A 17,994-nucleotide genomic window follows, 5' to 3' on the forward strand; every position below is an offset into this window, starting at 1 on the left:
CTCTTTTCACTCCAAATGTATTTATGACAGGCGGCGAACGAACCGCCTGGATATTCTTATCTGTCTGTCTTGTCGTTACGGATTTACCGGATCCAGCCAGCCGTATTTGTCTTCTGTCTTGCCGCTGAACAGGCCGAAGAACGCCTGTTGGATCTGTTTGGTCACCGGACCGCATTTGCCGATGCCGACCTGAATGCCGTCCACGCTGCGTACCGGCGTGATTTCCGCCGCGGTGCCGGACATGAACACTTCGTCGGCCAGGTACAGCGATTCGCGCGACAGCACCTGCTCACGCACTTCAAAGCCCATGTCTTTCGCCAGCTTGATGATCGCGTCGCGGGTGATGCCCGGCAGCGCCGAAGAGGTGAACGGCGGGGTGTAAATCACGCCGTCTTTCACTTCAAACAGGTTCTCGCCCGCCCCTTCGGAAATGTAGCCGTGCACGTCGAGCGCGATGCCTTCCTGATAGCCGTGGCGACGCGCTTCGCTGCCCACCAGCAGGGAGGAAAGATAGTTGCCGCCGGCCTTGGCCGCAGTGGGGATCGTGTTTGGTGCGACGCGGTGCCAGGAGGAGACCATCGCATCGATGCCTTGATCCAGCGCTTCTTCACCCAGATAAGCGCCCCAAGGAAACGCCGCGATAATCACGTCCGTTTTGTAACCGGCCGGCGGGTTGACGCCCATGCCGACATCGCCGACGAACACCAGCGGGCGGATGTACGCGCTGACCAGGTTGTTCTTGCGCAGCGTGGCGCGGCAGGCTTCCATCAGCTCGTCGACGCTTTGCGAAACCGGCATGCGGTAGATTTTCGCCGAGTCATGCAGGCGCTGCATATGCTCGCGATGGCGAAACACCACCGGCCCCAAGTGCGAGTCGTAGCAGCGCACGCCTTCAAATACCGACGTGCCGTAATGCAGCGCGTGCGACATCACGTGCACTTTGGCCTCGGCCCAGGGAACCATCTCACCATTGAACCAAATGTAATCGGCTTTCTTTGTCATTGTTATTTATCCTTCTCGGCGCCTCAGGCGCGTATTTGTTGTGATGTTGGCTGCTGGATCTCGACGCAGGAGACGTCCAGCAGTTTGCTTAACTGAGATGACAACAGGGCGACCGGACGTGGGCTGGCAACGGTCAATTCGATATTGATGCTGTCGGCGTTGGCCGGAGAAACCATATTCATAGCACAAACCTGAAAGCCGCGATGACGCACGACCCGCAATACGCGCTCTAACATTTCGGGGCGAAAACGCGCCTGGATAGAGAGTTGATGCTGCATCATGATATTTCCTCCAACATGGTTTCGTTGCCGGCGCCCGGCGGCACCAGCGGCCAGACGTTTTCGAGTTCGTCGATAGAGACCTGCAGCAGATAAGGGCCTTCGGTGTTGAACAGCGCCTCGAGCGCGTCCTCCACCTGATCCTTGCGGCTGATGCGCTGGCCGGGAATGCCGAAGGCGGCGGCCAGCATCAGGAAGTCGGGGTTATCGGACAGGTTGGTTTCGCTGTAGCGGCCGTCGAAGAACAGCTGCTGCCACTGACGCACCATTCCGAGGCGTTGGTTGTCCAGCAGCACGATCTTGAGCGGCAGCTGTTTACGCTTGATGGTGCCCAGCTCCTGTACGTTCATCATGAAGGAGCCATCGCCCGAGACGCAGATCACCGTATCTTGCGGGCGCGCGATCTGGGCCCCCACCGCCGCCGGCACGCCGAACCCCATGGTGCCGAGGCCGCTGGAGGTGATGAAATTCTCCGGGCGTTCGAACGTCATGTGCTGCGCGCTCCACATCTGATGCTGGCCCACGTCGGTGGTCACCACGCTGTTGGCCGGCTTGCGGGCGGACAGCTGGCGCAAGAACAATGGCGCGTAGATCGGCTGGCCGGGGTGATCGTAGCGACAGGCGTGCTCAGCTTTCAGTACCGCCACCTGCTGCTGCCAGGCGGCGATATTCAGCGGGCGCTGCAACGCCGGCAGCAACGCTTTCAGATCGCCCTGCAGGGCCACATGCGCCTGGCGCAGCTTGCTCATCTCCGCCGGATCGATATCCATGTGGATCACTTTGGCATGCGGTGCGAAGGCGTTCAGTTTGCCGGTTACGCGGTCATCGAAACGCGCGCCGACGGCAATCAGCAAATCGCACGCCTGCACCGCCAGGTTGGCAGCCTTGGTGCCGTGCATGCCCAACATGCCGAGGTACAGCGGATCTTGCGCATCCGGCGCACCCAGCCCCTTCAGGGTGGCGACGTTCGGCATGCGGGTCACGGCGATAAATTCACGCAGCGCCGGCACCGCCTGCGCCATGCCCACGCCGCCGCCGACGTACAGCATCGGTTTTTGGGCCTGCGCCAGCAGCTCGGCCGCTTCTGCCAACGCTGCCGCCGGGAACGCCGGCGCTTCGTCGACCGGCATCAGATGCGGGTGCAAGTCGCCCTGCGCCAGCTGAATGTCTTTCGGGATATCGATCAGCACCGGGCCAGGGCGGCCGCCTGCGGCGATGGCGAACGCTTCCGCCATGATGCCCGGCAGGGCGTCCAGCGATTCCACCAGGAAGCTGTGCTTGGTGCAGGCCAGAGACAGGCCGAGAACATCGATCTCCTGAAAGGCATCGGTGCCGATCAGCGCGGAACCCACCTGACCGGTGATGGCGACAACGGGAACGGAATCGAGCAGCGCATCAGCCAGGCCAGTGATCAGGTTGGTGGCGCCAGGGCCGGAAGTGGCGATGCAAACGCCGACTTTGCCGGTGGCGCGGGCGTAGCCGATGGCGGCCATCGCGGCGCCCTGTTCATGGCGACACAGCAGGTGTTCCACACCGCCGTCGTACAGCGCATCGTACACCGGCATGATTGCCCCACCCGGATAGCCGAATACGGTATCCACACCCTGCGCACGCAACGCTTGAACTACCCACTGAGCGCCATTCATAGTTATTTCCCCGCCTTATTTCGACAACCGCAGGATTTTGTTCTGTTTTTCATGCTCTGCCCCTTGCTCCACTTTTCTCTTGCCAATAAAAAACCCCCGGACCTGACGGTGCGGGGGTTCTCTTGCGATTCCGGCTTGTTTGCTAAGCCTTTCTTCGTCCAAGTGCAGCCCCGCACGGTGGGATAATAATCACCACCACGCTAATCACGACTAGGCTAATCACTTGGGCAAAGGCTTTCATAATGGGTTTGTTCACTGTGCTCATTCAGAACTAATGCTTACAGAGGTACCATAGTCGCGCGCGGCATGACAACACTTTTTTTGCGTTATTATTCGGCGCAATCTGGTCATACCTCACGCAAATCCCCCCTCTTTCACACATTGGCGCGCATGTCCGGATTTTTCACCGCGTCGGTGATCGCCTTGCCGCGCGTATCCTTGCCGAAGAACACCAACAGGGCGATCGCCACCGCCACCGTAGCGGCGACGATCGCCATCGCCAGGCCGTAATTATGCCCATGATGCTCGGCGATGGTGGCTTGCAGCGTGGCGTTGACCGAGGCGATCAGATTGCCCAGCTGGTACACGAACCCCGGCAGCACCGCGCGGGTGTTGGCCGGCACCAGTTCGGTCAGGTAGGTCGGTATCACGCCCCAGGCACCCTGCACCATGAACTGCATCAGGAAAGCGCCGATCCCCAACATCAGTGAACCGCTGGAAAACGCCCACAGCGGGATCACCGGCAACGCCAGCAGCGCGGCGATGATGATCGCTTTCTTACGGCCGATCTTTTCCGATAACGAACCGAAGAAAACGCCGCCAATAATGGACGCGATATTGTAGCTTATGGCGATGATACTGACGGTTTTAGGGTCGAAACCGTGCTGAACTTTCAAAAATACCGGATACAGATCCTGCGTGCCGTGGGAGAAGAAATTGAACGCCGCCATCAGCAGCACCAGATAGCAGCACAGCTTCCAGTGGCTCTTCAATACCGGCAGCAAAGCGGTGCTTTCTTTGCGTTCGCGCGCCGCCAGCCACACCGGCGACTCCTGCACGCAATAATAAATAAACGGCAGCAGCAGGATCGGCGCTGCGCCGATAACGAACATGCCGCGCCAGCCGACCGTTTCGAACAGCAGGCCGTACACCACCGCCGCCAGCAGATAACCGAACGGATAGCCAGCCTGGAAAATACCCGACATCAGGCCGCGTGAGCGGTCCGGTATGGTTTCCATCGCCAATGACGACGCCACGCCCCAGATGCCGCCCATCGCAACCCCGTACAACACCCGCAACAGCAAAAAGACCGTCAGCGAGGGCGCGGCGGCGGAGAGCAGCTCAAATACCGAGAAGAAGACGATATTCAACATCAGGATCGGCTTGCGGCCATACTTTTCCGCCGCGCGCCCGAAGATCAGCGCGCCGATAGGCCGCACCGCCAGCGTGAGCAGAATCGCCAACGTGACCTGTTCCAGGCCGACGTGAAAGGATTGCGCGATATCGCTGAGTAAGAATACCAGCACGAAAAAATCGAAAGCGTCGAGCGTCCAGCTTGAAAAGCTGGCGATTGCCGCGTTGCGCTGCAGCGGGGTCCAACCGAACATAGTGTTATCCCTACCGTAGAGTACGAAGTCAGGAGGCTTAGCGGCTGCCGGGCAGAATGCGGCGGCGGTCGAGGTTTGTTAAAGAAGTGATTTTTCTTTTAATCAATTGTTAAATACACCCATCAAGCCTATGGTTGCAATGCGTCTGGGCCGCTAATGTGTTGCAGCCTTCAGCGAATTGTTAATGGGTATTGCCGCAGGCTGCGAGTCTGCTCGCACAATCCCATTCGATGAGATAAAAATCGGTGATTAAGCTGCGAAAACCATCGAAAAAACACCAATAACTCCGCGCACCACCAAGATGAATCGCGCATCATGTCGCCATCAGCAAGGAGAGCGATATGTCACTGGCGGTAATCTATAGCCGCGCCATCATCGGCGTTCAGGCCCCTTCCGTGGCGGTGGAGGTGCATATCAGCAATGGCCTGCCCGGCCTGACGCTGGTCGGTCTGCCGGAAACCACGGTGAAAGAGGCGCGCGATCGGGTACGCAGTGCCCTGATCAACAACGGTTTCACCTTTCCCGCCCGGCGCATCACCGTCAATTTGGCGCCCGCCGATCTGCCGAAAGAAGGCGGGCGTTACGATCTGCCGATAGCGCTGGCGATCCTCGCCGCCTCCGAGCAATTGCCCCTCGCACCGTTGGCACGCTACGAGTTTCTTGGCGAGCTTGCGCTGTCCGGCGCACTGCGCGCGGTCAGGGGCGCGATCCCGGCGGCGCTGGCGGCGGCTGACGCCGGGCGGCAACTGATCCTCTCGGCGGACAACGCCGCCGAGGTCGGCCTGATCGCACAGTCGCGCTCCCATACCGCCCGGCACCTGCTGGAAGTCTGCGCCTTTCTGCTCGGCCAGGGCGAACTGCCGGTGGCGGCCACGCCTCCCGCTGCGGACACCGCCTGCGACAGCGCCGATCTGCGCGACATCATCGGTCAGGAACAGGCCAAGCGGGCACTGGAGATCGCCGCCGCCGGCGGGCATAACCTGCTGCTGATTGGGCCGCCCGGCACCGGTAAAACCATGTTGGCCAGCCGCCTCACAGGCCTGCTGCCGCCGCTCACGGAGCATGAGGCGCTGGAAAGCCTGGCGGTCGCCAGCTTGCAGCACCATATCCCCGCCGCCCTGCCATGGCGCCAGAGGCCGTTTCGCGCACCGCATCACAGTGCATCGATGGCGGCATTGGTCGGCGGCGGCTCACTGCCCCGCCCCGGTGAGATCTCTATGGCGCATAACGGCGTGCTGTTTCTGGATGAGCTACCGGAATTCGAGCGTAAGGTACTCGATGCGCTACGTGAACCGCTGGAATCCGGCGAGATCGTGATTTCACGCGCCAACGCCAAGGTCTGTTTCCCCGCCAGAGTGCAGTTGATCGCAGCAATGAACCCCAGCCCGACCGGGCATTATCAGGGGTTGCACAATCGCACCTCACCGCAGCAGGTATTGCGCTATCTGGCCCGGCTGTCAGGGCCTTTTCTCGACCGTTTCGATCTGTCTATCGAAGTGCCGCTGTTGCCTCCGGGTACGCTCAGTCAGCGGAAAACGCAGGGAGAAAGCAGTGAGCTGGTGCGAAAACGGGTGCAGCAGGCACGCGCCCGGCAGCTCGAACGTGCCGGTAAAGTCAACGCGCTGTTGAGCAACCGCGAAGTGGAACGTGATTGCGTTCTGCAGACGGCAGACGCCGAGTTTTTGGAGACGACATTAAACGCGCTGGGGTTATCGGTCCGCGCCTGGCAGCGCATCTTGAAAGTTGCGCGCACGTTGGCGGATTTGGCGGGGGATGTTGAGCTCAACAGGCGCCATCTCAGCGAAGCGCTGGGCTATCGCAGTATGGACCGTCTGCTGTTACAGCTGCATCGTAGTCTGGAATAGAAAATGGGGCCCGCAGGCCCCATCGTCTTTAGTCGTCGCTGTCGCTGTAATCTTCTACTGCGTCAGCCTGCGGTTTACCGCCGGACAGAGTATGGAATTTCTTCGGGCGACGTGTGCGCGCCAGATATTTAGCCCATACTTTTTCCTGCTCGGTAGCCGCTTCGCGCTCACCGCGGCACACTGCGACGAACAGCTGTTCTTCTTCAGTGGCCGGCTGGCGTTTACCCGAGTCCAACTCGTTAAACGCGTAACCGAAGCGCTCTAGCAATTGCGCCTCTTTAATGGTGAAATCGCCGTGACGGGAGAACCCGCGAGGGTAATGTTTATTATCAAAAAAACGATTGGTCGTGGTGAAGCTATCCGCCATCTGACACGCTCCTAATTCTCTTATGGCCGTGCTGTTTATGGCGCGGAGTATTAGATAGGCTTGACAGCGTGTAAAACAAAACATTTAAATCTTAACGACAAATTTTTTTGGAGATAGGTGTGGATACCGAATTACTGAAAACCTTTTTGGAGGTCAGTAGAACGCGTCACTTTGGCAGAGCCGCAGAATCTTTGTACTTAACGCAGTCCGCGGTCAGTTTCCGCATCCGTCAGTTAGAAAACCAGCTGGGCGCAAATTTATTTACCCGTCATCGCAACAATATCCGCCTGACGCCTGCCGGTGAGCGGCTTCTGCCCTATGCCGAGAGCCTGATGAACACCTGGCAGTTGGCGAAGAAGGAGGTCGTGCGTTCGCTGCAACACACCGAGTTGTCGATTGGCGCTACCGCTTCGCTGTGGGAGGCCTATCTGACCCCCTGGTTGCAGGCGCTCTATCAACAACGCGAGGCGCTACAGCTCGAAGCCAGGGTGGCATTAAGGCACTCTTTGGTAAAACAACTGCATGAAAGGCAGCTCGATTTACTGATCACCACTGAACCGCCGAAGATGGATGAATTGGCCAGCCAGCAGCTGAGCAATTTCTCATTACGCCTGTTCTCATCCGCGCATCGTGATAAACAGGCCCCAATGCCCTACATCAAGCTGGAATGGGGAGCCGACTTTCACCAACAGGAAAGCCGCATGCTGGAAGGCGATAACGTGCCGGTGCTCACCACCACCTCCGCTCACCTGACGCGTCAGCTGCTGGAAACCACGGGCGGATGCGCTTTCCTGCCCAGCCAGTGGGAACAAGAGTACCCACAGCTGGTGGCCGCCACCGAGATCCCACCGATTATCCGCCCCCTGTATGCCGTCTGGTTGCAAAACAGCGATCAACAACCTTTGATTCGGCAATTACTTAAAATACCTTTAAATACCGCAGCCTAAAGCGTTATGGCGGCCTTAAACGCCGCCATCGTGGTCATGGCTGTCTATCACGTTAAAATGCACCCATCGCCCTCTGAGAGAAGAAAATGCAAAACAGCAAGGGAATCAGGAGGTCACGGGGGTAAGGATCGGAAGAGGATGGAGCAACCAGGATCGGGCAAACATCGGCACCTAACGTCCATGTGCTCTGTTTCAAAGCGGTAAGGAAGAAAAATGATAGGCAAAAAAAAACCCTTTGCTTTCGCAAAGGGTTCTTAATATGGCAGGGGCGGAGAGACTCGAACTCGCGACACCCGGTTTTGGAGACCGGTGCTCTACCAACTGAGCTACGCCCCTAAATCTCGCTTAACATTATGCCTGCTAATAAAGCAGGCATAATTAAATAAGTGGCGGAACGGACGGGGCTCGAACCCGCGACCCCCTGCGTGACAGGCAGGTATTCTAACCAACTGAACTACCGCTCCACCGATTCTTTTACGTTGCATCTCTCGATGCCGGCAAAATCGCGCTCTGCGAATTGCGCATTACCAGTCGTCACACTGATAACGTTTATTTGATGCCTGGCAGTGTCCTACTCTCGCATGGGGAGACCCCACACTACCATCGGCGCTACGGCGTTTCACTTCTGAGTTCGGCATGGGGTCAGGTGGGACCACCGCGCTATTGCCGCCAGGCAAATTCGTTTTATTCCAACCGCTTCACTCTCGTGTCGCCATCAGAACCAATCTCGGAACTTCGCTGAAAATCTCTCTAAAAACACCTTCGGTGTTGTAAGGTTAAGCCTCACGGATCATTAGTACTGGTTAGCTCAATGCATCGCTGCACTTACACACCCAGCCTATCAACGTCTTAGTCTTAAACGTTCCTTCAGGGGCCTTAAAGGCCCAGGGAAGACTCATCTTGAGGCAAGTTTCGCGCTTAGATGCTTTCAGCGCTTATCTTTTCCGCACTTAGCTACCGGGCAATGCCATTGGCATGACAACCCGAACACCAGTGGTGCGTTCACTCCGGTCCTCTCGTACTAGGAGCAACCCCTCTCAATCTTCCAACGCCCACGGCAGATAGGGACCGAACTGTCTCACGACGTTCTAAACCCAGCTCGCGTACCACTTTAAATGGCGAACAGCCATACCCTTGGGACCTACTTCAGCCCCAGGATGTGATGAGCCGACATCGAGGTGCCAAACACCGCCGTCGATATGAACTCTTGGGCGGTATCAGCCTGTTATCCCCGGAGTACCTTTTATCCGTTGAGCGATGGCCCTTCCATTCAGAACCACCGGATCACTAAGACCTACTTTCGTACCTGCTCGAGCCGTCACTCTCGCAGTCAAGCTAGCTTATGCCTTTGCACTAACCTCACGATGTCCGACCGTGATTAGCTAACCTTCGTGCTCCTCCGTTACTCTTTGGGAGGAGACCGCCCCAGTCAAACTACCCACCAGACACTGTCCTCACCCCAGATTATGGGGCCGAGTTAGAACATCAAACATTAAAGGGTGGTATTTCAAGGATGGCTCCACGCAGACTGGCGTCCACGCTTCAAAGCCTCCCACCTATCCTACACATCAAGGCTCAATGTTCAGTGTCAAGCTATAGTAAAGGTTCACGGGGTCTTTCCGTCTTGCCGCGGGTACACTGCATCTTCACAGCGAGTTCAATTTCACTGAGTCTCGGGTGGAGACAGCCTGGCCATCATTACGCCATTCGTGCAGGTCGGAACTTACCCGACAAGGAATTTCGCTACCTTAGGACCGTTATAGTTACGGCCGCCGTTTACTGGGGCTTCGATCAAGAGCTTCGCCTTGCGGCTGACCCCATCAATTAACCTTCCAGCACCGGGCAGGCGTCACACCGTATACGTCCACTTTCGTGTTTGCACAGTGCTGTGTTTTTATTAAACAGTTGCAGCCAGCTGGTATCTTCGACTGGCTTCAGCTCCATCCGCAAGGGACTTCACCTACATGCCAGCGTGCCTTCTCCCGAAGTTACGGCACCATTTTGCCTAGTTCCTTCACCCGAGTTCTCTCAAGCGCCTTGGTATTCTCTACCTGACCACCTGTGTCGGTTTGGGGTACGATTCAATGTTACCTGGAGCTTAGAGGCTTTTCCTGGAAGCAGGGCATCAACTACTTCTGCACCGTAGTGCATCGTCATCACGCCTCAGGGTTGATATGCAACCGGATTTACCAGGTCACACCCCCTACACGCTTAAACCGGGACAACCGTCGCCCGGCTAGCCTAGCCTTCTCCGTCCCCCCTTCGCAGTAACACCAAGTACAGGAATATTAACCTGTTTCCCATCGACTACGCTTTTCAGCCTCGCCTTAGGGGTCGACTCACCCTGCCCCGATTAACGTTGGACAGGAACCCTTGGTCTTCCGGCGAGCGGGCTTTTCACCCGCTTTATCGTTACTTATGTCAGCATTCGCACTTCTGATACCTCCAGCAACCCTCACAGGCCACCTTCAACGGCTTACAGAACGCTCCCCTACCCAACAACGCCTAAGCGTCGCTGCCGCAGCTTCGGTGCATGGTTTAGCCCCGTTACATCTTCCGCGCAGGCCGACTCGACCAGTGAGCTATTACGCTTTCTTTAAATGATGGCTGCTTCTAAGCCAACATCCTGGCTGTCTATGCCTTCCCACATCGTTTCCCACTTAACCATGACTTTGGGACCTTAGCTGGCGGTCTGGGTTGTTTCCCTCTTCACGACGGACGTTAGCACCCGCCGTGTGTCTCCCGTGATAACATTCTTCGGTATTCGGAGTTTGCATCGGTTTGGTAAGCCGGGATGGCCCCCTAGCCGAAACAGTGCTCTACCCCCGAAGATGAGTTCACGAGGCGCTACCTAAATAGCTTTCGGGGAGAACCAGCTATCTCCCGGTTTGATTGGCCTTTCACCCCCAGCCACAAGTCATCCGCTAATTTTTCAACATTAGTCGGTTCGGTCCTCCAGTTAGTGTTACCCAACCTTCAACCTGCCCATGGCTAGATCACCGGGTTTCGGGTCTATACCTTGCAACTATTCGCCCAGTTAAGACTCGGTTTCCCTACGGCTCCCCTATACGGTTAACCTTGCTACAAAATATAAGTCGCTGACCCATTATACAAAAGGTACGCAGTCACACCACGAAGGTGCTCCCACTGCTTGTACGTACACGGTTTCAGGTTCTATTTCACTCCCCTCGCCGGGGTTCTTTTCGCCTTTCCCTCACGGTACTGGTTCACTATCGGTCAGTCAGGAGTATTTAGCCTTGGAGGATGGTCCCCCCATATTCAGACAGGATGTCACGTGTCCCGCCCTACTCATCGAACTCACGACCTGTGCATTTTAGTGTACGGGGCTATCACCCTTTGCTGCGCGACTTTCCAGACGCTTCCACTAACACACAAGCCGATTCAGGTTCTGGGCTCCTCCCCGTTCGCTCGCCGCTACTGGGGGAATCTCGGTTGATTTCTTTTCCTCGGGGTACTTAGATGTTTCAGTTCCCCCGGTTCGCCTCATGCCACTATGTATTCATGACATGATAGTGTGTCGAAACACACTGGGTTTCCCCATTCGGGTATCGCCGGTTGTAACGGTTCATATCACCTTACCGACGCTTTTCGCAGATTAGCACGCCCTTCATCGCCTCTGACTGCCTAGGCATCCACCGTGTACGCTTAGTCACTTAACCTCACAACCCGAAGATGTTTCCATCGTTCGCGCTGCAAACATTTGAGAGACTCTATGACAGGTTACTCTTTACCCCAGTACTTCTACGGAGGGATAAATTTCAGCCGTCATGTTTCAATTTTCAGCTTGTTCCAGATTGTTAAAGAGCAAAATACTTCGCAGCATACTGTCGCCAATATACTCTGAAGTATTGAAATACCGGACTATATGGTGGAGCTAAGCGGGATCGAACCGCTGACCTCCTGCGTGCAAGGCAGGCGCTCTCCCAGCTGAGCTATAGCCCCATACAGTCACGCGCAGTACCTTTTCCACTTCCGAGAAGTGGTAGGCCTGAGTGGACTTGAACCACCGACCTCACCCTTATCAGGGGTGCGCTCTAACCACCTGAGCTACAAGCCTATAAAGGTATTTCTGCTCGTTACTTTCTATCAGACAATCTGTGTGAGCACGCCACTCGAACTAATATCTTTAGGTAAGGAGGTGATCCAACCGCAGGTTCCCCTACGGTTACCTTGTTACGACTTCACCCCAGTCATGAATCACAAAGTGGTAAGCGCCCTCCCGAAGGTTAAGCTACCTACTTCTTTTGCAACCCACTCCCATGGTGTGACGGGCGGTGTGTACAAGGCCCGGGAACGTATTCACCGTAGCATTCTGATCTACGATTACTAGCGATTCCGACTTCATGGAGTCGAGTTGCAGACTCCAATCCGGACTACGACATACTTTATGAGGTCCGCTTGCTCTCGCGAGGTCGCTTCTCTTTGTATATGCCATTGTAGCACGTGTGTAGCCCTACTCGTAAGGGCCATGATGACTTGACGTCATCCCCACCTTCCTCCAGTTTATCACTGGCAGTCTCCTTTGAGTTCCCGGCCGAACCGCTGGCAACAAAGGATAAGGGTTGCGCTCGTTGCGGGACTTAACCCAACATTTCACAACACGAGCTGACGACAGCCATGCAGCACCTGTCTCAGAGTTCCCGAAGGCACCAATCCATCTCTGGAAAGTTCTCTGGATGTCAAGAGTAGGTAAGGTTCTTCGCGTTGCATCGAATTAAACCACATGCTCCACCGCTTGTGCGGGCCCCCGTCAATTCATTTGAGTTTTAACCTTGCGGCCGTACTCCCCAGGCGGTCGATTTAACGCGTTAGCTCCGGAAGCCACGCCTCAAGGGCACAACCTCCAAATCGACATCGTTTACAGCGTGGACTACCAGGGTATCTAATCCTGTTTGCTCCCCACGCTTTCGCACCTGAGCGTCAGTCTTCGTCCAGGGGGCCGCCTTCGCCACCGGTATTCCTCCAGATCTCTACGCATTTCACCGCTACACCTGGAATTCTACCCCCCTCTACGAGACTCTAGCTTGCCAGTTTCAAATGCAGTTCCCAGGTTGAGCCCGGGGATTTCACATCTGACTTAACAAACCGCCTGCGTGCGCTTTACGCCCAGTAATTCCGATTAACGCTTGCACCCTCCGTATTACCGCGGCTGCTGGCACGGAGTTAGCCGGTGCTTCTTCTGCGAGTAACGTCAATTGGTGAACGTATTAAGTTCACCACCTTCCTCCTCGCTGAAAGTGCTTTACAACCCGAAGGCCTTCTTCACACACGCGGCATGGCTGCATCAGGCTTGCGCCCATTGTGCAATATTCCCCACTGCTGCCTCCCGTAGGAGTCTGGACCGTGTCTCAGTTCCAGTGTGGCTGGTCATCCTCTCAGACCAGCTAGGGATCGTCGCCTAGGTGAGCCATTACCCCACCTACTAGCTAATCCCATCTGGGCACATCTGATGGCAAGAGGCCCGAAGGTCCCCCTCTTTGGTCTTGCGACGTTATGCGGTATTAGCTACCGTTTCCAGTAGTTATCCCCCTCCATCAGGCAGTTTCCCAGACATTACTCACCCGTCCGCCGCTCGTCACCCAGGGAGCAAGCTCCCCCGTGCTACCGCTCGACTTGCATGTGTTAAGCCTGCCGCCAGCGTTCAATCTGAGCCATGATCAAACTCTTCAATTAAAAGCTTGATTTGCTTCCACTCGAGAAGCGATGCTCAAAGATTTACTGCATGAATTTTACTTCAGTTAGTCACTCTTCAAGACTTGATATTTTTTTGCATCCGAAGATGCTGGATATCGTCTTGTGGAGTGCCCACACAGATTGTCTGATAAATTGTTAAAGAGCAGTGCCGAGAAACTCATCGGCGCGGGCTGCGTATATTACGCTTTTCGCCCTGAGAGTCAAGCGTTTATTTTGCTTTCTTCTCGCTGACCCGGCGGCTTGTCAGTCGTTGTTCCCGGTCAGTGGAGGCGCATTATAGGGAGTTATCGGCGGGCCGCAACCCCTATTTTCAATATTTTTTCCGACCGTTGAATGTTTAACCAAAACACCGTTAAAGCGGCAGTTTTTTCAACGATTTAAAGCCGTAGCCCTGCAAAACGGGCAATAAAGCGTCAGTATCTTCATTTAACGCCATGCAATACGCCAGATTCTCTTCCTGGCTCGAGACCAGATTTTCCTGCGTCGAGATGAGCCAGGCGGTACGACGGGCAATCGCCGCACCGGAATCCACCAGCCGGGTGCCTTCCGGCAACACCTGCATCAGCTCTTCAGCTAATAGAGGGAAATGGGTGCAGCCCAGCACGACGGTATCCGGCGGCTCGCGCATGCTCAGCCACGGATGCAGGATCTTCTTCAGCACCGGCAGCGGCACGGCTTCGCCGTGCAGCTTGGCCTCCGCCAGCTCCACCAGCTCTGAAGAGCCCAGCAGCTCAATCTTGCAGTCGGTAGCGAAACGGGAAATCAGTTCGTGGGTGTAGCTGCGCTGTACGGTGCCGCGAGTCGCCAACAGGCCGACGATGCCATTGACGGTAAGACGGGCGGCGGGCTTGATGGCGGGCACCACGCCCACGACCGGGAAACTGAAACGCTCGCGCAGGGCCGGCAAGGAGACGGTGCTGGCAGTGTTACAGGCAATGACGACAATCGCCAGAGGATGCCGCTGCTGCACTGCACCGACAATCTCCAGCACGCGCTCAACGATAAACTCTTCGGACTTCTCACCGTAGGGGAACGCCACGTTGTCGAAAGCGTATATATAGTGGAGATCCGGCAGCAACTGCCGAATCTCCTGATATACCGACAGCCCACCGACGCCGGAATCGAAAACCAGCACCGTCGGGCGAGGTGTGGCGGTGCTGTTAGAAGGTATAGCTTCCAGTGAGGTAGTATTCTCTTCCTGGAGTAGCGTAGCCATAGGCCGTCTCATAATCTTTATCAAACAGGTTGGCAATTCTACCACGAACTGTCAGATGAGATGTGACCGGATACGAAACTGCGAGATCCCACAGGCTCACACCGCCAAGTTTAACCGTCGGGCTTGGATAAACGCCATAATCCTTGTCGTAGCGCTCACCCAGGTATTGATAGGTCACCGCCCAATCAAAGTCGTACAGCTGCCAATCCAGCTCATACTTCACCTGTTGTTTGGCGCGGCGCAGCAGCACTTCGTTGGTTTTAGCATTGCGTGGGTCGACATAATCGTAGCCAATCTGATGCGTCAACGGACCGGTTTCGAAAGAAGCGGTGGCCTCTACGCCCTTAATGGTCGCCTTACCGATATTGTAATAACGGTAACTCACCGGATCGCTGTCAATCAGGTTATCGATGTCATTGCGGTAGCCGGAAACGCGCCAGGTCACCGGCCCGGTCAAACCTTCGAAGCCGCCTTCCCACTGTTTACTTTCTTCCGGCTTCAAGTTGCTATTGCCATAAGTGGTACTAAACAGCTGGTTCATGTTTGGCGCTTTAAACGCGGTGCCATAGGAAGCGATGAAGCGGTATCCTTCGATGAACTCCCAGGCTGCGCTGGTTTGCCACGTGCCGTGCCAACCGAACTCCGAATTATCGTCGCCGCGCGCGGCGGCCTCAAGCGTCACCGGCCCCACCAGTTGCTGCCCGGTCAGATAGATGCCGGTATTACGCTGGCTTCTCTCACGGCTGACGGACGCGGTGCCCGGTTTGATCTGTTGATCCTGCCAGTCGGCGCCCGCACTGACGGTGCCTTGAGCCACCTTGAAAGTATTGCCCCACTGCAGATTGTATTGCTCAGAATCATCCAGGCTGGAGGAAATCGCATACTGCCCTTTGCGCGGATCGTAATTGTAGTCTTTGCTGTGGCTGTAGCTTCCCACTAACTGCGTGGCGTAAATCCCTTCCTGATAGCGCAGCCCGGTGTCCCAAGTTTGACTATACAGTTTGCGCGTATCCGGCAGCCCGGTGATATTGAAATTTTTATCGTAAGAATAAAAGCCGTCGTAGCCCGTACGGTTGTCGTAGCCATATCCACGCACAAAGCCGCTGATTTGCTCGTTGAACCGGTGCTGTACCGCCCCATATAGCGATTTACTCATGAAGCCGTCGCGATCGGGCTGCGGAATGCTGGTGTTGCCTTCAGCCACCACATCATACCCTTTGGTATAGGTGTAATTCCCTGCCACCGTCGCCACGGTGCTGTCGCCAAGCTGTTGCTGGGTCGACGCGTCATAGGATTGATAGCCGTTGGAGCCGGCACCTGCGGAGAGCGTAGTGCCGTTCTTTTCGCGGGTGGTGATGATGTTGACCACACCACCGATGGCGTCGGAACCGTACACCGCCGAGCGCGGGCCGCGAATGTATTCGACTTTCTGCACCAGCGAAATCGGGATTTGGCTGAGATCGGAAGAGCCGCTGACGCCCGCCTGGTTAAGGCGAATGCCGTCGATCAATACCAAGACATGGCTGGAGTTGGTGCCGCGAATAAACAGTGAGCTCTTTTGCCCCAGCCCGCCGTTTTGGCCGATGTCCACGCCCGGCAAACGGCGCATCACGTCGGTCAGGCTCTTGGCCTGCCAACGATCGATATCGTTACGGGTGACGATGGAAGTCGGCGCCAGCACGGAAGAAACCGGCTGCGGGAAGCGGTTGGCGGTCACCACCAGGTTATCGCCACTCGTGGCTGTCGTGTTGTCTTGCGCCCATCCAGAAAAGGCCGTGACGGAGGAGACCACCGCCAGCAGCGTATTTTTTGTAATTGTCATGAGAAAAGCATCCAAACTTAATTGGCGGATGCCGCAGGATCATGGCCGGTAGTTCGCGACGGCCACGGACATTGCGACGTAACACCGGCAGGTCTTCGGGCTTGGGATTTGCGGGCCGCGGGCGCGACCGGCAACGGGCGATGACTTCCCATCCTGCAGTGGACAGTGTCTGCGTCGAAACGCTATCGCCGTGACTTCCCCTTACCGCTGCGCGTCAGCTCCGGATTCACACCGGATTCCCTTTTCACTCGCTGCTTGAGGCCGGACGGCAATGCTACGATCAATGCAAATAGATGTCTAGACTGCCATTAATGTTACAAATAATAAACGCGACAAAACTGGACTTCACGGGCTGATTCCCTACAATCCCCGCTGATCAAATTTGCCTGACGAGAAGAAACACATGACGCCCGAGAATTTGCCTATTGAACGTTACGATGACCAACTGGCGGAGAAAGTCGCCCGCCTGAAGACGTTGATGTCACCGTTCGCGGCGCCCGAGCCGGAAGTGTTCCGCTCGCCAGTCGACCACTACCGCATGCGCGCCGAATTCCGCATCTGGCACGACGCGGACGACATGTACCACATCATGTTCGATCAGCAGACCAAGCAGCGTATTCGCGTCGATCAATTCCCGGCCGCCAGCGAGCTGATCAACCGCCTGATGAGCGCCCTGATCGCCGCGCTGAAACCGGAACCGATCCTGCGTCACAAGCTGTTCCAGATCGATTATCTGTCGACGCAAAGCGGCAAAATCATCGCCTCGCTGCTGTACCACCGCAAGCTGGATGACGTTTGGCAACGTCGCGCCGAGCAGCTGCGTGACGATCTGCGCGCGCAAGGTTTCGACCTGCAGCTAATCGGCCGGGCGTCGAAGACCAAAATCATGCTCGACCAGGATTATGTTGACGAAGTGCTGCCGGTCGCCGGCCGCGACATGATCTACCGCCAGGTGGAAAACAGCTTTACACAGCCCAACGCGGCCATGAACGTGCAAATGCTGGAATGGGCGCTGGCGGTGACCGCCGGTTCCAAAGGCGATTTGCTGGAGCTGTATTGCGGCAACGGCAACTTCTCGCTGGCGCTGGCGCGCAATTTCGAGCGCGTGCTGGCGACCGAGATCGCCAAACCGTCGGTGGCGGCGGCGCAGTACAACATCGCTGCCAACCATATCGACAATGTGCAGATCATCCGCATGGCGGCGGAAGATTTTACCCAGGCGATGAACGGGGTGCGCGAATTCAACCGGTTGAAGGGCATCGATCTGAGCGGCTACAACTGCGAGACGATTTTCGTCGATCCGCCGCGCAGCGGGCTGGACGATGAAACGGTGAAGATGGTGCAGGCCTACCCGCGCATTCTGTATATCTCATGCAACCCGGAAACGCTGTGCGCCAACCTGGAAACGCTGCAGGCCACGCACCGGGTCAGCCGCCTGGCGCTGTTCGATCAGTTCCCGTATACCCATCACATGGAATGCGGCGTGCTGCTGGAAAAGCGCTGCTGATACGACAGGGGCGCCATCATGG

11 protein-coding genes, 4 tRNA genes, 3 rRNA genes and 1 riboswitch are annotated in these 17,994 nt (G+C 56.4%); of the genes, 3 read left to right on the plus strand and 15 right to left on the minus strand.

The window, feature by feature from the left end; genetic code table 11:
• Nucleotides 1-75: 75 nt before the first annotated feature.
• From C3F38_RS01385 to C3F38_RS01405, 5 genes are all read right to left on the minus strand, one after another.
• Nucleotides 76-1,002, minus strand: a complete 927-nt coding sequence (locus C3F38_RS01385) for a branched-chain amino acid transaminase (RefSeq protein WP_033636413.1) — start codon at nucleotides 1,000-1,002, stop codon at nucleotides 76-78.
• 23 nt (nucleotides 1,003-1,025) lie between these two features.
• Complete coding sequence (gene ilvM, locus C3F38_RS01390; RefSeq protein WP_038874702.1) at nucleotides 1,026-1,283, minus strand: acetolactate synthase 2 small subunit; 258 nt, start codon at nucleotides 1,281-1,283, stop codon at nucleotides 1,026-1,028.
• A complete protein-coding gene (ilvG, locus tag C3F38_RS01395) occupies nucleotides 1,280-2,926 on the minus strand; it encodes an acetolactate synthase 2 catalytic subunit (RefSeq protein WP_047729630.1) in 1,647 nt (548 codons plus the stop codon). Before ilvG ends, ilvM begins: the two co-directional genes overlap by 4 nt.
• Nucleotides 2,927-3,068: 142 nt before the next feature.
• The gene (ilvL, locus tag C3F38_RS01400; protein WP_013814970.1) at nucleotides 3,069-3,167 is read right to left on the minus strand and encodes an ilv operon leader peptide; all 99 of its coding nucleotides are present in this window, start codon (nucleotides 3,165-3,167) and stop codon (nucleotides 3,069-3,071) included.
• 133 nt (nucleotides 3,168-3,300) lie between these two features.
• The gene (locus tag C3F38_RS01405; RefSeq protein WP_038874708.1) at nucleotides 3,301-4,533 is read right to left on the minus strand and encodes an MFS transporter; all 1,233 of its coding nucleotides are present in this window, start codon (nucleotides 4,531-4,533) and stop codon (nucleotides 3,301-3,303) included.
• 341 nt (nucleotides 4,534-4,874) lie between these two features.
• Between C3F38_RS01405 and C3F38_RS01410 the strand changes: the two genes are divergently transcribed.
• Nucleotides 4,875-6,398, plus strand: a complete 1,524-nt coding sequence (locus C3F38_RS01410) for a YifB family Mg chelatase-like AAA ATPase (protein ID WP_055316878.1) — start codon at nucleotides 4,875-4,877, stop codon at nucleotides 6,396-6,398.
• 28 nt (nucleotides 6,399-6,426) lie between these two features.
• Here the strand turns inward: C3F38_RS01410 and C3F38_RS01415 are convergent, their stop codons facing one another.
• Entirely contained in the window at nucleotides 6,427-6,765 is a 339-nt protein-coding gene (locus tag C3F38_RS01415; RefSeq protein WP_019455272.1) for a DUF413 domain-containing protein, read from the minus strand.
• A gap of 119 nt (nucleotides 6,766-6,884) precedes the next feature.
• Between C3F38_RS01415 and hdfR the strand changes: the two genes are divergently transcribed.
• On the plus strand, nucleotides 6,885-7,712 hold the full coding sequence (gene hdfR / locus C3F38_RS01420) for an HTH-type transcriptional regulator HdfR (RefSeq protein WP_038874715.1): 828 nt from the start codon (nucleotides 6,885-6,887) through the stop codon (nucleotides 7,710-7,712).
• Between the two features lie 260 nt (nucleotides 7,713-7,972).
• Here the strand turns inward: hdfR and C3F38_RS01425 are convergent.
• From C3F38_RS01425 to btuB, 9 genes are all read right to left on the minus strand, one after another.
• Nucleotides 7,973-8,048 (minus strand) — tRNA-Trp (locus tag C3F38_RS01425).
• A 51-nt stretch (nucleotides 8,049-8,099) separates the two neighbouring features.
• Nucleotides 8,100-8,176 (minus strand) — tRNA-Asp (locus tag C3F38_RS01430).
• Between the two features lie 94 nt (nucleotides 8,177-8,270).
• Nucleotides 8,271-8,386 (minus strand): 5S ribosomal RNA (gene rrf, locus C3F38_RS01435).
• Nucleotides 8,387-8,484: 98 nt separating this feature from the next.
• Nucleotides 8,485-11,392, minus strand: a 23S ribosomal RNA gene (locus C3F38_RS01440).
• Between the two features lie 207 nt (nucleotides 11,393-11,599).
• A tRNA-Ala gene (locus C3F38_RS01445) sits at nucleotides 11,600-11,675 on the minus strand.
• 38 nt (nucleotides 11,676-11,713) lie between these two features.
• A tRNA-Ile gene (locus tag C3F38_RS01450) sits at nucleotides 11,714-11,790 on the minus strand.
• Nucleotides 11,791-11,864: 74 nt separating this feature from the next.
• Nucleotides 11,865-13,406, minus strand: a 16S ribosomal RNA gene (locus tag C3F38_RS01455).
• The 16S, 23S and 5S rRNA genes sit together here with 4 tRNA genes alongside, the layout of an rRNA operon.
• Nucleotides 13,407-13,779: 373 nt before the next feature.
• Nucleotides 13,780-14,643, minus strand: coding sequence for a glutamate racemase (murI, locus tag C3F38_RS01460; protein ID WP_025921004.1), 864 nt, complete (start codon nucleotides 14,641-14,643; stop codon nucleotides 13,780-13,782).
• Nucleotides 14,588-16,465 (minus strand): TonB-dependent vitamin B12 receptor BtuB, encoded by a 1,878-nt coding sequence (gene btuB, locus C3F38_RS01465; RefSeq protein ID WP_055312965.1) that lies wholly within the window; start codon nucleotides 16,463-16,465, stop codon nucleotides 14,588-14,590. Before btuB ends, murI begins: the two co-directional genes overlap by 56 nt.
• A 68-nt stretch (nucleotides 16,466-16,533) precedes the next feature.
• Nucleotides 16,534-16,746: riboswitch (cobalamin riboswitch) on the minus strand.
• 122 nt (nucleotides 16,747-16,868) lie between these two features.
• Here btuB and trmA point away from each other — a divergent pair.
• A complete protein-coding gene (gene trmA, locus C3F38_RS01470) occupies nucleotides 16,869-17,972 on the plus strand; it encodes a tRNA (uridine(54)-C5)-methyltransferase TrmA (protein ID WP_055317020.1) in 1,104 nt (367 codons plus the stop codon).
• Nucleotides 17,973-17,994 lie beyond the last annotated feature (22 nt).

The organism is Serratia sp. SSNIH1, from assembly GCF_002935055.1.
Lineage (GTDB): Bacteria > Pseudomonadota > Gammaproteobacteria > Enterobacterales > Enterobacteriaceae > Serratia > Serratia nevei.